This is a genomic window from Pedobacter chinensis (assembly GCF_003339865.1).
Taxonomy (GTDB): Bacteria; Bacteroidota; Bacteroidia; order Sphingobacteriales; family Sphingobacteriaceae; genus Pedobacter; species Pedobacter chinensis.
This window is the reverse complement of record NZ_QPKV01000003.1, coordinates 631,542-646,138: the sequence shown is the minus strand read 5'-3', so window position 1 is coordinate 646,138 and position 14,597 is coordinate 631,542. Positions and strand designations below refer to the sequence as shown.

General features: G+C 35.0%; 13 protein-coding genes. All 13 read left to right on the top strand.

What is annotated here, in order from left to right; translation table 11 throughout:
- The first annotated feature begins 168 nt into the window (after window positions 1-168).
- The 13 genes from DU508_RS08105 (at window position 169) to DU508_RS08045 (ending at window position 14,500) form a co-directional block, all read left to right on the top strand.
- Entirely contained in the window at window positions 169-834 is a 666-nt protein-coding gene (locus tag DU508_RS08105; protein ID WP_115402319.1) for a TatD family hydrolase, read from the top strand.
- Between the two features lie 236 nt (window positions 835-1,070).
- Window positions 1,071-1,856, top strand: a complete 786-nt coding sequence (locus DU508_RS08100) for a tRNA threonylcarbamoyladenosine dehydratase (RefSeq protein WP_115402318.1) — start codon at window positions 1,071-1,073, stop codon at window positions 1,854-1,856.
- 85 nt (window positions 1,857-1,941) lie between these two features.
- Window positions 1,942-2,148 (top strand): hypothetical protein, encoded by a 207-nt coding sequence (locus DU508_RS08095; RefSeq protein WP_115402317.1) that lies wholly within the window; start codon window positions 1,942-1,944, stop codon window positions 2,146-2,148.
- A 4-nt stretch (window positions 2,149-2,152) separates the two neighbouring features.
- Entirely contained in the window at window positions 2,153-2,554 is a 402-nt protein-coding gene (locus tag DU508_RS08090; protein WP_147273601.1) for a hypothetical protein, read from the top strand.
- 353 nt (window positions 2,555-2,907) lie between these two features.
- Entirely contained in the window at window positions 2,908-3,537 is a 630-nt protein-coding gene (locus tag DU508_RS08085) for a transposase (RefSeq protein ID WP_115402315.1), read from the top strand.
- 23 nt (window positions 3,538-3,560) lie between these two features.
- Window positions 3,561-6,779 carry a UvrD-helicase domain-containing protein gene (locus DU508_RS08080; RefSeq protein WP_115402314.1) on the top strand — a complete coding sequence of 1,073 codons (3,219 nt, stop codon included), beginning with the start codon at window positions 3,561-3,563 and terminating at the stop codon, window positions 6,777-6,779.
- A gap of 190 nt (window positions 6,780-6,969) precedes the next feature.
- Window positions 6,970-7,968 (top strand): DNA cytosine methyltransferase, encoded by a 999-nt coding sequence (locus tag DU508_RS08075; RefSeq protein WP_115402725.1) that lies wholly within the window; start codon window positions 6,970-6,972, stop codon window positions 7,966-7,968.
- Window positions 7,961-9,061 (top strand): DNA adenine methylase, encoded by a 1,101-nt coding sequence (locus DU508_RS08070; protein WP_115402726.1) that lies wholly within the window; start codon window positions 7,961-7,963, stop codon window positions 9,059-9,061. Before DU508_RS08075 ends, DU508_RS08070 begins: the two co-directional genes overlap by 8 nt.
- A gap of 36 nt (window positions 9,062-9,097) precedes the next feature.
- A complete protein-coding gene (locus DU508_RS08065) occupies window positions 9,098-11,962 on the top strand; it encodes a PD-(D/E)XK nuclease family protein (protein ID WP_115402313.1) in 2,865 nt (954 codons plus the stop codon).
- Window positions 11,963-12,163: 201 nt separating this feature from the next.
- On the top strand, window positions 12,164-12,721 hold the full coding sequence (locus tag DU508_RS08060; protein WP_115402312.1) for a GNAT family N-acetyltransferase: 558 nt from the start codon (window positions 12,164-12,166) through the stop codon (window positions 12,719-12,721).
- A 28-nt stretch (window positions 12,722-12,749) separates the two neighbouring features.
- A complete protein-coding gene (locus DU508_RS08055; RefSeq protein ID WP_115402311.1) occupies window positions 12,750-12,959 on the top strand; it encodes a hypothetical protein in 210 nt (69 codons plus the stop codon).
- Window positions 12,960-12,961: 2 nt separating this feature from the next.
- Entirely contained in the window at window positions 12,962-13,318 is a 357-nt protein-coding gene (locus DU508_RS08050; protein WP_115402310.1) for a bleomycin resistance protein, read from the top strand.
- 195 nt (window positions 13,319-13,513) lie between these two features.
- Window positions 13,514-14,500: a pyruvate dehydrogenase complex E1 component subunit beta gene (locus DU508_RS08045; RefSeq protein ID WP_115402309.1), complete on the top strand. Its 987-nt coding sequence runs from the start codon at window positions 13,514-13,516 to the stop codon at window positions 14,498-14,500.
- Window positions 14,501-14,597: the final 97 nt, after the last annotated feature.

Genomic DNA, 14,597 nt, shown 5'->3' with positions numbered 1-14,597 from the left:
TGTATTAGTGAACTCGTAAACTCGGTTTGTTTTCAAAAGTAATGAAGCTATCGTGACTTTTTAGAATGATTAAGCAAAACTAATAAAGTCGACTGTTTTTATAGTTTATTTAACCAATTCTTTACAGAAGAACAACATTATCTTAAAAGATTAACTTTGTGCATTACGATGGATTTTTTAGATATACATACTCATCATACAGCACAAAAAAAGGGAGTAACAGGTATTCAAAGCTTATCACTAACCAGCGATATATTTTTAGCAATGCCTAAGAAAAAACCGATATCAATTGGTTTACATCCATGGTATGCAAGTATTGATCAATTAGAAATACAGTTGAAATATTTGGCTGTTCTGGCAAAACAGCCGAATGTGAAATTAATTGGAGAATGCGGATTGGATAAATTAAGAGGCGAAAGCCTGGAAAATCAAATCCATATTTTAGAACAGCAAATTGTTATTGCAGAAAAATTAAATAAACCACTGATTCTGCATTGCGTTAAATGTTTTTCTGAATTGATCGAAATTAAAAAACGGTTGAAGGTTAAAGTACCAATGATCATTCATGGGTTCAACAAGAATAATGAACTCGGAGCACAACTGCTTGCTCAAGGCTTTTTACTTTCATTTGGCACAGCTATTTTGAAAGAAAATTCCGGACCGGCAAAACTGATTCAACATACAGATCATTTCTTTTTAGAAACTGATGATTCTGAAACTTCTATCGAAGAAATTTACCAGGCTGCTGCCAATTTAAAAAAATGTTCAATTGATGAGTTAAAAGCACTTATTTTTGCCAACTGGAAAAAATTGAATTTATTTAAAAGTTACTAACTCTAATAAGTATGATGCCTGATAGAGTTAGTAACTTTATAAAAATACAGATATACTTTTTATATTTTAAATCAACCCTTACCCTTCTTAGCATTCATTTTTTAATAAATGGAAAGGTAAATGGCAGGTATAGGTAATTCGTCATTCCCGGCTTGATTGGGAATTAAGATTCCAGCCCTCGTGGGAATGACGAGGTTTTAAAATTTGTTATTGATATTTTATAAAACATAAACAATATGTCTGATGTTACCTGGCTTTCACGGTCTGCACTATTAGTTGGAAATGAAGGAATAGAAAAACTGCAATCGAAGCATGTTTTAGTTATTGGTTTAGGGGGCGTAGGTTCTTTTGCAGCAGAGTTTATTTGTCGTTCAGGCATTGGAGAAATGACCATTGTAGATGGTGATGTAGTTGATCCAAGTAATCGCAACAGACAACTGCCTGCGCTTGCAACCAATCATGGCGTGAGTAAAGCAGCCATCATGCAGGAACGTTTGCTGGCAATTAATCCTGAATTAAAGTTGCATGTGGTTAACGCTTTTCTTACACCTGAAAGGTGCCGGGAGATTTTAGAGGTAAAATACGATTATGTGATGGATTGTATTGATAGTGTGATGCCGAAAATCACTTTACTTTCCACTGCCCTGGAAAAAAATATTCCTATTGTAAGTTCAATGGGCGCTGGTGGCAAAATGGACCCAACTAAACTTCGCATTACCTTTCTTCCAGACACTTATCAATGTGTTTTTGCCAGTTATGTACGCAAAAGGCTAAATAAACTTGAAAACATTACAAAAATAAAAGCCGTTTTCTCTACGGAAGAAGTGAAAAGAGATTCGCTCATTTTAACTGATGGGAGTAATTTTAAACGTTCGGCCTACGGTACGGTTTCTTATTTACCCGCAGCATTTGGTGGCGCATGTGCCTCTGTTGTAATTCGCGATTTACTTGAAATTCCATTCGAAATGGAAAAAAGACCTGTAAGGATAAGAAAAAAGAAAATTTCGGGAAAGAAAAAGTAATAACTTTTTTAATAATTCATGTTGATATTCTGATTTCGGGAAAATTTTAAATCAGGATGATTTACCTTTTTAAAATTATCAGAATATGGAAACACAAAAGTTTATTGTTTACAGATTAAATCCAAATCAGCAAGAATTAGATGGAGAGGTTTCTTTCGATAGAAATATTGACGGCAGAGTTTTCTCTGAATGTATATTGGAAATTCAAGACCATACCGCTATCTTGAAGAACGAAAACGGAGAGATAAAAGGAGTGTTTTCATTACATCATTTCTATTTGATAAATGTTTAAAGTCATGGAAAAAGAAGAATTGGAAACTCCTTCAATGGAATTGATTAAGGAAAAGCTAAAGAGAGTAAGAGAAAGTAGTGACAAACCCCGAAAAACTTCTAAAGAAGTCAATTATCCCGCTATAAAAAATGCGGAAAATGCACTAAAGAAACTGATTGAAAAGTTTCCTAAGCACGAGAGTTTGGATGAAATATATCTTAAAGTTACGACAATCAATAGTTTATACAGTACAAATATCTATGATACTTATAAGATCGCTTATCATATTTTCAAAAAAGTAAATGAAGATGGTAAGATTGATTTACGTTTGAAAGAAGGAGATCCAAATTTAATAAAGCAAATCGCTTCTGGACATGGGATATCAAGCCAAGAAAAGAAAGAAAAGTTTTTATTCCTTTGCAACTAAGTATTGTAGTTTTCATAACTCAGAGAAATATGCAATTTAAGATACACTAATCCAAGACTTACTAATAAAATTCCATAACAAAGATTTAAAGATAAAAAGGAAAAAATAAATTATGAAACACTTAGGAATTATGGGAAATTCATAGAAGTCATAAATAAATTCAAACAATGTCATAGTCTAAATGGATTAAGCCTAAAAGAAATTGATATGTATTTGTGGTTAATAGGCAAAGAGAATGAGATAAATAAAATGAATTGATTGTACTCATTCTGTTCCAAGTACCACTCTGATATGTAGAATAGCGACTATAGTAATTATATATGCAAACTTTTGTTAACCATTAACAATAAACAATGCCAAACAAACCTAACAGACGTTCCATTCGGTTACAGGGATATGATTATTCGCAAGAAGGATTATATTTTATAACCCTGTGTTGCCAAGACAGAATTTGTAGGTTTGGCGAAGTAGTTAATGGAGAAATGATATTGAATGAAGTAGGCAAAATTGCCGAATTATGTTGGTTACAAATACCCGAACATTTCACAAATACGGTATTACATGAATTTGTCATCATGCCCAATCATCTACACGGCATCGTCAAAATCGTAGGGGCGAAACATCTTTCGCCCCTTAATGATATACGCCAAGAAGAGAAGGAGAGAGAGAATAATTGGGCAAATCGTCATTTGCCCCATATCGAAAGGACGATAGGTTTTTCGCAAAATAGGGCGAAAGATGTTTCGCAAAATAGGGCGAAAGATGTTTCGCTCCAACATGGCACATCAAAAACAATTGGTTCAATAGTACGAGGGTTTAAAGTAGGCGTTACCAAATGGGTACGTCAAAATACAGATATACACGATTTATGGCAACGCAATTATTACGAACACATCATCCGCGACGAAAAATCCTATCACAACATATCGCAGTATATCCAAAACAATCCCTTAAATTGGGGTAAGGATAAATTTCATTCCTAAATGCCGTCAAAAACAAATAAAACATGCCTCAACCTCTTAAAATCCTTCAAGCCTCAGCCGGTTCCGGTAAAACGTTCAGTCTTACTGCGCATTACCTTACCTTGCTTTTTAGCGGAGAGAATAAATATCGCGAAATTTTAGCGGTAACCTTTACCAACAAAGCCACTGAAGAAATGAAATCGAGGATTTTGGAAGTGCTTGTTGGCTTGGCGCAAGGAAATCCATCGAAAAAAATTGATGATTATCGAAAACTGATTTTGGTTGCTTATCCGCAATTGAGTGCTCAGGAACTGCAGTTTAAAGCCGATAAAATCTATCGCAAAATTCTTCATGATTATAGCCGGTTCTCTGTGAGTACAATTGATGGTTTCGTGCAAAAGGTAATCCGTGGATTTGCCTTTGAACTCGGACTCAATGCCGATTATAATTTAGAAATGAATTATGATAAGGTTAAAGATGATTTGGTTAACAAACTGGATGAAGCTTTAAACGACAATAAACAGCTTTTGCAATGGATTATAGATTTAGCCATTGAACGCATCAGCGATAATAAAAGCTGGAATTATAAAATTGAACTCTACAATTTGATCGGAGAGATTTTCTCTGAACGGTTTCAGATTTTCGAATCAGCAGTTGAAGATTTGGGGTTGGAAAATATTGATGAGCTTTTCAAGAAATACATCAGTATTACTAAAGAGGAGATCAAAAATTTCGAAGGCGAAATTGTTCAATTAGCAACAGATGCCCACGAAGCCTTAAATGTTTTAGGCGTAGAAACCGAATATCTTAAAGGAAAATCAAGAAGTCCGTTAACTAAATTAATTTTAGTTGCCAGGGGCGATTTTTCGAAGATTGAACCTCTTTTCAACTTAATTGATGAGCCTGAAGAATGGTTTCAAAAGAATGCAAATTTTCCTGAAGCATTTGAAACCGTAAATCCGATGTTGCAAAAGATAAAAGTACATTATCTGGAACATTTACCGAATTATCAGCTTGCCATCGCTTTCAACAAGAACCTGTATTATTTGAGGTTGATGCAGGAAATTGCCGTTTTATTAAAAGAATACCGGGCCGAAAATGATAATCTCCTAATCAGTGATGCGCAGAAATTAATTTCTGGGATTACTGAAGATGCCGGAGATAATCCATCGTTCATTTGGGAAAAGGTTGGAAACAGATATCGTAATTTCTTATTTGATGAGTTTCAGGATACCTCGACCAGTCAGTGGGGAAGTTTTAAATCGCTTTTAACCAATGCAATTGCCACTCCAAGCTCAGAATTAACTGACCATTTGATTGTAGGCGATACCAAACAATCTATTTATCGCTGGCGAAATGGCGATTGGAACATCTTACATAAACATGCCAAGCTGGATGTGGGTGCGCACAATGTGATTGAAGAAAGTCTGGAAGAAAATTATCGCAGTGCCGAGAACATCATCACGTTTAATAATTTCCTTTATCGCTCCATTCCGCTTACGCTGCAAAATGAATTAAATCAAAATTTAGCAAATAAACCTGAAAGCATTTCTGCCTGGTGGAATGCACAAAATTACGGGCAAATTATCACAGATATTTACGCAGGTTCAACCCAAAATTTCGCCACAAACACCTTAAAGGGTGGCACCATAAAAATCAAAAAATTTGGTAAAGATCATGCACCCGATGAGGTCCGTTTTACTGAAACTGTTTTCAGGGATATTGCTTTAAACGATATCATTGAGGAGATTTTCTATTTAAAAGAGCAACAAAACTATGCGCTGAAAGATATCGCTATTTTGGTTCGCTCAAATAGTGAAGCGCTGCTTACCGTTCAGAAATTAATGGAAAGAAAACTGCCTGTACTTTCTGGCGATGCGCTTTTGATTTCAAATAATTCGGCGGTTCAACTCATTATCAATACTTTAAAAACGTTGATTGGACTGGATACCCAAACCGCATTATACAAAGCGAATTGTATTGCCCTTTGCCATTCACTACATGAAAAAGAGGTTAATGCTAACCATTATCTAAACCTCAACAATGTTTCGTTAAGCACACTCAGCAATGTGTTACCAAAATCGCTTTGCGAAAACTGGCAATCCTGGCTACAGCTTCCACTTCCCGAATTGGTGGAAATTTTAATTGAAGCTTATGATTTAAAAAGCCAGACTCAACATTTGCCTTATTTATTGGCTTTTAGAGATTTAACCGCCAACGCCGTAAAATTGGGCGAAAAAGGCATCATTTCGTTTTTAACCTGGTGGGATGAAGATGGCATTAAAAAATCGCTTCCATCGCCAGAGGGCGCAGATGCCATTCAGATTATCACCATTCATAAATCCAAAGGACTGGCTTTTAGAGCGGTTTTTGTTCCTTTTTGCAATTGGGAAATAAAAGGCAAAAGCAACTCAACCTTCTGGGTTTCATCAGAAGATACCGTTTACAAGGAACTTCGGGGAATTCCTTTAAAATATAATGAGGCACTGGCCGATTCAGCGATAGCTAAAGCTTATTACGAAGAATTGCTTTATAATAATATGGATGCCTTGAACATGCTTTATGTAGCTACAACACGTTCAAAAGATTATCTCTATATCGCCACAATGGCTAAAAAAGAGTTGAAACTTTCTAACATGGGCGATGTGATCAATTTCACTTTCGATGATCAGTTTGATGAAAATGGTATTTACGAAATTGTAGATTATGTACGAGCTGAAAGTAAAGCCGAAGCATCTAATTTTATTACTTTAAAAAGTTACCCAACCACTACACGCTTGTCGGCGCTTTACACCCCATCAGAAGAAAAGCATTTAAAGCATCTGGTAAACATCGAAAAATCAGGCAGAAAAGGTTCTTTGTTGCATGATATTTTGGCAAGCGCAACTACCGAACAAGGTGTTCAGGATTATACAACCAATCTCGTTTTGCAGGGTATTATCAAGGACGAAGAAAAACAAAAATTGATTGATTCTGCCTTAGAAGTTTTGAACCATCCGGAGTTGAAAGAAATTTTAAATAAAGCTACCGAAAGCATCACGGAGAAAAACATTATCGATTCAAACGGAAAGTTACATCGGCCAGATCGGGTTTTAATCCATACAGATGAAGTGATTATTCTCGATTATAAATTTACCCTCGAAGAAAGCGACAAGCACATTGAACAGGTAGACAATTATCGAAATCTGTTATCAGAAATGGGTTATAAAAACATCAGAACTTATCTTTTTTACGCAGTTAAAGGCAAGTTGAAATTAGTTTAGCAATAAATCCTTGTTGAAAAATAGTCGAGGACTATAACTTGAGACCAAGCATAAGTCGACAAATTAGATTAATTTTGGGGATTAGTAATAGCATGGGATTCAGATTATGGAACCATCATGATTTGCCTAAACTTACAAGAGAATGGTTCAAATCATGATGAGCTTCATCACAAATGAAAAAATTAAACGGATGAAAAATGGTTTAAAATATGTTGACTTATTTTCTGGTGCGGGGGGGTTTTCGTTGGGCTTTGACAAAATGGGCTTCCAAAATCTATTTTCTGTTGATATTGAGAAAAGCTTTTGCGAAACATATCAATACAATTTCTCTGGCCATCAATTGATTCAAAAAGATATTTGTGCGCTATCTGACGCTGAAATTAAATATTACCAGGAAAACAATGAAGTTGATGTGGTAATCGGCGGACCACCTTGTCAGGGATTTAGTATTGCCGGGAATATTGGAAGAAAATTCGCTGACGATCCCAGAAACAGACTGTTCAAAGAATTTGTCAGGGTTGTAAAAATCATCGAACCGAAGTTTTTCGTGATGGAAAATGTTGCACGATTATACAATCATAATGGTGGAGCAACCAGAAAAGAAATTATAAAAGATTTTGAGGATTTAGGATATACTGTAGATTGTAAAATCCTGAATTCAGCAGATTATGGTGTACCCCAGATTAGAAAAAGAGTAATATTTATTGGCGCTAAAAACACTAAAAAAATTATTTTCCCGAGTAAGGAAGTAGAAAAATATATTTCTGTTAAGGAGGCTTTGGCGCATTATCCGAAATTAATATCAGGGGAAGAATCAACTGTCCACAATCATGTGGCAATGTCACATTCGCCACAAATGCTTACCAAAATGAGCTATGTAACCGATGGAGGCGACCGGAATGAAATTCCGGCATCAATCAGGCCTAAATCTGGTGATGTTAGAAAATACATCAGATACAAAAGTGATTTGCCGTCTGTTTGTGTAACTGGTGATATGAGAAAAATTTTTCATTATGAGCAAAACAGGGCTTTAACGGTAAGGGAATTAGCTAAGCTTCAATCATTTCCTGATGATTTTGTGTTTAAAGGCACCAAAATTTCTCAACAACAACAGGTTGGGAATTCTGTTCCACCAAAAATGGCTGAAGCAATTGCAGGTGCTATTATAAAAATGAATGAAGATGCCTAAATATCCTACCGTTAATTACATTGGAAACAAAGAGAAGATTGCCAAATGGATTTGTGATCAATTCCCGAAAGAGGCAACCTCTGTTTTTGATGCTTTTTCTGGTGGGTGTTCATTAAGTTATGAAGCCAAGCATAGGGGTTACGAAGTATATACAAATGATATATTAAAAATCAATTTCCATATTGCAAATGCACTCATTCAAAATAATGAAACATTACTTAATGAAAAGGATATTGAAATAATTTTCAGCGGAGAGCCTTTTAAAGGGTTTATGACCGAGAATTATGCAGAAGTTTATTTTTTTGAACAGGAATGTAAAGAGCTTGATCTTTACAGAAACAATATTGAAAAATTAGATTCGGAGGCAAAAAAATCGATCGCATTTGCACTGATAAGAAGAGCAATGGTTAGAAAAATGCCTTATTCAAGGTTCAATCTTACCTGGGCTAAAATTATCCAGCTTCGTGATGAAGAATATAGTTATGAAAAATATAAAAGAAAAAGAGCTTATCATAACCAATCATTCAAATTTCATTTTCTTCAGAATTTAGATGAGTATAATTCTTCCATTTTTACCAATAACAAAAACAACATTGCCTACAATGATGATGTGTTTAATTTGCTTGATCAGATAAAAGCTGATGTGATTTATTTAGATCCTCCATACAGTGGTACTATGAATAATTATTTTGGTTTTTATGGTTTAATGGATGATTTTATTTTATCAGAAAAAACCAGACCTTTTAATAATAACTTCATCGATAAGAAAACAATCGCTGAGTTGTTTGATAAGCTTTTTTCGAAACTAAAAAACTTTAAATATTGGTATTTGAGTTATAATAACTCATCATTACCAACTAAAGAAGAGCTATTATCTTTACTTAATCAATATGCCAATCATGTTGAGGTAATTGAAAGAGATCATCATTATCAAATAACAGGAAAAGAGAAAAAACAGAAAAATAAAGAGTATTTATTTATTGTTCAAAATAAACATTATCAAACCCAAACTGAGCCGAAAAAAAATAACATATTTAATGATGAGCGAATCATTCACAGCAATTTAATGTCTGAAATCGATTCCTTAGTTTAGTATTAATCATTTTATGCTTATTCTGCAGATCTGAATATGAAACCATTTTTACAAGAAGTTGCCGAAGATTTAGTTGCCAGATTTGGAGACAATTTAGAGCGTTGCGCCATTGTTTTCAATAATAAACGTCCGTCAGCCTATTTACAAAAATACTTTGCAGATCTAATCAGAAAGCCATTTTTCAGTCCCTCTTTTTTTACTATTCAGGAGTTTTTTGCCTGCTCAACCAGTTATAAAATTGCCGATTTCTATTTACAGTTTTTTACTTTACACACCATTTACAACCAACTTTTAGCAGAAGAAAAACTGGAAACCATTTCCAGCCATAAATTTTTTCCCCTGGCCAAAATCATTTTAAGCGATTTTAACCAAATTGATGCTGATTTAGTTGATGCAGAAAAGCTATATCGCGATTTAGAAGATATTTCTGTTATTAATCAGGATTTTGATTATTTAAGTGCAGAGCAATATCAATTTCTTTCTCAATTCTGGACTTCCTATTCTGAGGGAAAACATAAAAAGCAACAGGAATTATTTATTAAGATGTGGCGCAGAATGCCAAAGCTTTATCATAAATTTCATGCTACGCTTAAAGCACAAGGTTATTTAACCAACGGCTCTGTTTATCGCTACCTGGCTAATGATATTACCAATCATCAGGAATTCATATCAAACTTTGATAAAGGAAAAATCATTTTTGTTGGTTTTAATGCATTAAGCAGTGCTGAGGCAAAAATATTTACTCAATTACAGGAAGCAGATAAGGCATTATTTTATTTTGATGCAGATGCTTATTATCTGGATGATTCTGCTCAGGAGGCTGGTTTATTCTTAAGAAAGAACATGAACCAGCTTGGGTTGAGAAATGTATTTGCCGAAAAGGAAAGTTTGATGAAAACTGCCGAACACCAGGTAAGCGTTTTCAAAGTACAGGGGCAATCGGCTCAGGCAAAAATTCTCAATCACATTTTAGAAGAAAATTATACAGATTCTGAAACGGTTGGAAAAACAGTAGTGGTTTTAGCTGATGAAAGTTTGCTGATTCCCACGTTGCAAACCATTCCAACTGATTTTAACGGAAAAGAAATAGACCTGAATGTAACAATGGGTTTTGCCCTTTCTACCTCGAGTATTTTTGGTTTAATTGATATATGGTTAACCAGTCAGCTGGAGATTTTGCAAGCAGATAAAGTCACTTACAAAAATGTTGAAGCCTTTTTAACACATCCGTTAACGGGCCTGACTCAAAAAATGCGGGATAAAATTCTGACGGCTTTGCTGGAGGAAAATCAGGTAGAAATTGAGCATAAGCGTTTATTAAGGCAAAGTGGTTTGTTTGAGGTTTTCTATAAAAAAATTGAAAATCCACAGTTGGTGGTAACCAATTTATTAGCTGTTCTGGATTTTGTTTTAATGAGGTTATCGAATGCAAAAACATTAAAGAAAATTGACGCTGAACTATTTGTAAAAACCATTCAGGAATTAAACCGCCTGCACGATACTTTTGATAATCATATCAGTAAAGAGGAAATTCCGTTTGTAATTTATCTCGTTCAGAAATCATTACAAGCCATTACAGTTCCACTTTCCGGCGATCCCTTAAATGGCATTCAGGTAATGGGATTGCTCGAAACCAGAAACCTGAACTTTGATAAGGTTGTCATTTTAGGTTTTAATGAAGGTATTATTCCTAAATCATCCATCGGGAACAGTTTTATTCCAGATTCCATCCGCCGCGTTTATGGATTGCCCGTTCTCGAAAATCTCGATGCCATTTCATCATACATGGTTTATCGATTAATGCAAAGGGCAAAAAACATCAACTTTGTTTACAATAGTTTAACTGACGAATCTACCTCGGGCGAGGCCAGCAGAATTTTAAAGCAGCTGGAATATGAAAGCGGTTTCAATTTTACCTATAACGAGTTAAATCTTGAAGTTAAAACAGAAGCTTTTAAAGATGTGCAAATTGAAAAAACCGGAAATGCGTTTATTCAGGGAAAATTACAACGGTATTTAGATAAAGCAAAATCACTTTCTCCATCTGCTTTAACGCAATATATCTCCAATCCCATTGATTTTTTCTTTAATTATATAGCTGAAATTAAAGAACCGAAGGAAATAAGCGCTGTTGTGGAAGCAAACGAAATCGGCTCTATTCTGCATAAAGTGATGGAATATTTCTACGAAGATTTGAGAAATGCTGAAATCACTGCCGACAGGATTAAAGAGAGAAGAAAAGTTGTTCCAAAACTTATTCAGAAGGCCTTTAATGCAGTCATGTTCAAACATCCTGATTTGGTAATGGAATACAAGGGGATGCAAAAAGTAATTCTTGCTATTGTTGATGCCTACGTCAATATTATTCTTAATCAGGATCTTTCACAAACGCCTTTTACCATTATCAGCCTCGAACAAAAAATTGAAGCTGAAGTGAGTTTCCCATTAAATGGTAAAGAGGAGAGCATTAAAATATTTGGCTACATTGATCGGGTAGACGTTAAAGATGGCGTGACTAAAATCATCGATTACAAAACAGGAAGCGACAAACTTGCATTTAAAGACATTGATGAACTTTTCAATTCTGATGGAAAATATATCAATAAGGCTTTAATACAAACCTTGCTTTACACTTATGCTTACGAACAATTCTCCGGCAAAACTTGTGTAGAATCAAATTTGTACATTGTAAAAACGATGAATGACTCAAGTCTTGGCGGTGTTTGGTTTAAATCTAACAGACAAGTTTTAAGGGGAGATTTTCTTGAAGAAATTAAACCTCAGTTTCTGGTTAGATTAAAAGAAAAACTGACTGAACTTTTCGGTTCGCCATATTTTAAAACAAGCCAGGTTCCTGATAATTACAAATATTCGATTTATAAAACATTATTTGGGAAATAGATTTTAAGATAAAACTGAAAAACTAAACCGAAATGCTATCGACTCATCGTCATTGCAAGGTACGAAGCAATCCTACTACTTTGGTTATAAGAACTCTCGCTTTAAGATTGCTTCGTACCTTACAGCAATGACGACCGTCTAAAAATTAGTTGTTTCAAAGAAAACTTTACGCCTTTTGCGGTTAATCTCTTAAATTTAGAAATGCTAACCCTCAACTTTACCAAGTTCCCTACACTTGAAACCGAACGACTAATTCTTCGGGAACACGCGCTCTATGATGCGGAAGCACTTTATGCCATGCGCATCAATGAAACGGTAATGAAATACATCGACCGCGAAAGGCCAGAAGATTTAATGGAAATTAAAACATTCATTACAACCTTTAATGATGGCTTTGAAAATGGCGATAATCTGGCCTGGGTAATTGCATTGAAAGAAAATCCAGGAAACATGATTGGTTCTATTGGCTACTGGCGAACAGATTTTGCCAACCACAGAGCTGAAATTGGCTACATGCTTCATCCCGATTACTGGCGTAAAGGAATAATTTCCGAAGCATTAAAAAAAACGATTAATTTTGGTTTTGAAGATATGAATTTACATACCATCAAGGCAAATATCAATGTTGATAACGATGCATCACGCCAAATACTGATTAAACATGGTTTTGTTAAAGAAGCTCATTTTAAACAGGATTACTATTTCAGGGGACAGTTTTTAGATAGCGAGATTTACGGATTATTGAATCCAAATCATTAAATCAACGTAAATATTTTTATATTTGATCATGTACCGTTTAGATAGAACAGCATTTAAAGCACAAACAGCAGAGGAGGCTTCAAAATCTCACGCTGAGTTTTATAAGAAGTTATCCTGGCAAGAACGCTTAAAAATTGCAAATTATTTGAACAGCATTGCTTTTAATTTCCCTGAAGATAATCCACCAAAAATGGATAGAACTAAATTTAGTGTCAGAGCAAGAAACATAAATTTGTAATCATGCTTAAAACCGCAACTCCAATCCTCGCCTCTTTAAGTGCGGAGGAAACCATAAAATTCTACACTGAAAAACTCGGTTTTACTTTTCACAATAATTGGGATGGATATCTAATTTTCAGTAAAGACGAAATCAGCATACACCTTTGGCCAACTGATGATGAAAGTATTCCAAAAAACACAGGCTGTTACATTTATGTATCTGAAGTAAATCAATTATATAAAGAATATACAGTGCAGGAAGTTATTCATCCCAATGGAAAACTTAAAAATATGCCTTGGGGAATGCGCCAATTTTCTATTTTAGACAATAACGGGAATATCATCCATTTTGGAGAAGATATTTCGGAAAAACCATAAACCTTAATACAATTACAATATCATTAAAAGATAATCGCAATATTATTTTTAGATATTGCAAGGATTCAAAAAAAACATAGCGACTGATCTGAAAAACAGCCTCAATCAACTATAATTATTACAAAACACACGCATTATTGCCTTTGGTTTCAAAGCGATTAATAATTATATTTGCCACCGTTATTAAAATTTACAATGAGAGAAATCCAATTTAGAGAAGCACTACGCGAAGCCATGAGCGAAGAAATGCGTAAAGATGACCGCATTTTTTTATTAGGTGAAGAAGTAGCAGAATATAACGGAGCGTACAAAGTAAGTCAAGGAATGCTTGAGGAATTTGGTGCGAAACGCATTATCGATACCCCGATTGCCGAACTAGGTTTCGCAGGTATTGCAACTGGTGCTGCAACAGCAGGCCTAATTCCAATTGTGGAGTTCATGACATTTAACTTCTCATTAGTAGCCATCGATCAGATCATTAACGGTGCTGCTAAAATTTTATCAATGAGTGGCGGTCAGTTCTCTTGCCCTATGGTTTTCCGCGGTCCAACTGGTAACGCTGGTCAATTAGGTGCACAACACTCTCAAAACTTCGAAAACTGGTATGCCAATACTCCAGGTTTAAAAGTGGTGGTTCCGGCTACACCTTACGATGCAAAAGGACTATTAAAACAATCTATTATTGATCCGGATCCGGTTATTTTCATGGAATCTGAGGTAATGTATGGCGATAAAGGCGATGTTCCTGCAGAAGAATATTACATAGAAATCGGTAAAGCAAAAGTTACTAAAGAAGGTACTGATGTAACCATCGTAACTTTCGGTAAAATGTTAACACGCGTTGTAAATCCAGCCGTTGAAGAATTAACTAAAGAAGGAATCAACGTAGAAGTAATCGATTTACGTACTGTTCGTCCTATTGACTACGCAACAATTATCGAATCAGTTAAGAAAACAAACCGTTTGGTTGTAGTGGAAGAAGCCTGGCCATTAGCATCACTTTCGGGTGAAATCGCTTTCATGGTTCAAAAACAAGCATTTGATTATCTTGATGCACCGGTTTTACGAATCACTTGTGCCGATGTTCCACTTCCATATTCTCCAACTTTAATTGCAGCCAGCTTACCAAATGCTGAAAAAGTAATTAAAGCTGTTAAAGAAGTAATGTACGTTAAAAAGTAAATTGTCATTCTTAGCATAGCGAAGAATTTCACTAAAATACAAAATCCTCCAAAGCCATTTGGGGGATTTTTGCTTTACTCGTCATTGCGAGGCACGA

What these genes read in the sequence shown, in the direction of transcription:
- DU508_RS08090 (WP_147273601.1), top strand. Translation starts at nt 2,153, where the DNA reads ATGGAAAAAGAAGAATTGGAAACTCCTTCAATGGAATTGATTAAGGAA.
- DU508_RS08065 (WP_115402313.1), top strand. Translation starts at nt 9,098, where the DNA reads ATGAAACCATTTTTACAAGAAGTTGCCGAAGATTTAGTTGCCAGATTT.
- DU508_RS08070 (WP_115402726.1), top strand. Translation starts at nt 7,961, where the DNA reads ATGCCTAAATATCCTACCGTTAATTACATTGGAAACAAAGAGAAGATT.
- DU508_RS08100 (WP_115402318.1), top strand. Translation starts at nt 1,071, where the DNA reads ATGTCTGATGTTACCTGGCTTTCACGGTCTGCACTATTAGTTGGAAAT.
- DU508_RS08050 (WP_115402310.1), top strand. Translation starts at nt 12,962, where the DNA reads ATGCTTAAAACCGCAACTCCAATCCTCGCCTCTTTAAGTGCGGAGGAA.
- DU508_RS08075 (WP_115402725.1), top strand. Translation starts at nt 6,970, where the DNA reads ATGAAAAATGGTTTAAAATATGTTGACTTATTTTCTGGTGCGGGGGGG.
- DU508_RS08060 (WP_115402312.1), top strand. Translation starts at nt 12,164, where the DNA reads ATGCTAACCCTCAACTTTACCAAGTTCCCTACACTTGAAACCGAACGA.
- DU508_RS08105 (WP_115402319.1), top strand. Translation starts at nt 169, where the DNA reads ATGGATTTTTTAGATATACATACTCATCATACAGCACAAAAAAAGGGA.
- DU508_RS08085 (WP_115402315.1), top strand. Translation starts at nt 2,908, where the DNA reads ATGCCAAACAAACCTAACAGACGTTCCATTCGGTTACAGGGATATGAT.
- DU508_RS08095 (WP_115402317.1), top strand. Translation starts at nt 1,942, where the DNA reads ATGGAAACACAAAAGTTTATTGTTTACAGATTAAATCCAAATCAGCAA.
- DU508_RS08055 (WP_115402311.1), top strand. Translation starts at nt 12,750, where the DNA reads ATGTACCGTTTAGATAGAACAGCATTTAAAGCACAAACAGCAGAGGAG.
- DU508_RS08080 (WP_115402314.1), top strand. Translation starts at nt 3,561, where the DNA reads ATGCCTCAACCTCTTAAAATCCTTCAAGCCTCAGCCGGTTCCGGTAAA.
- DU508_RS08045 (WP_115402309.1), top strand. Translation starts at nt 13,514, where the DNA reads ATGAGAGAAATCCAATTTAGAGAAGCACTACGCGAAGCCATGAGCGAA.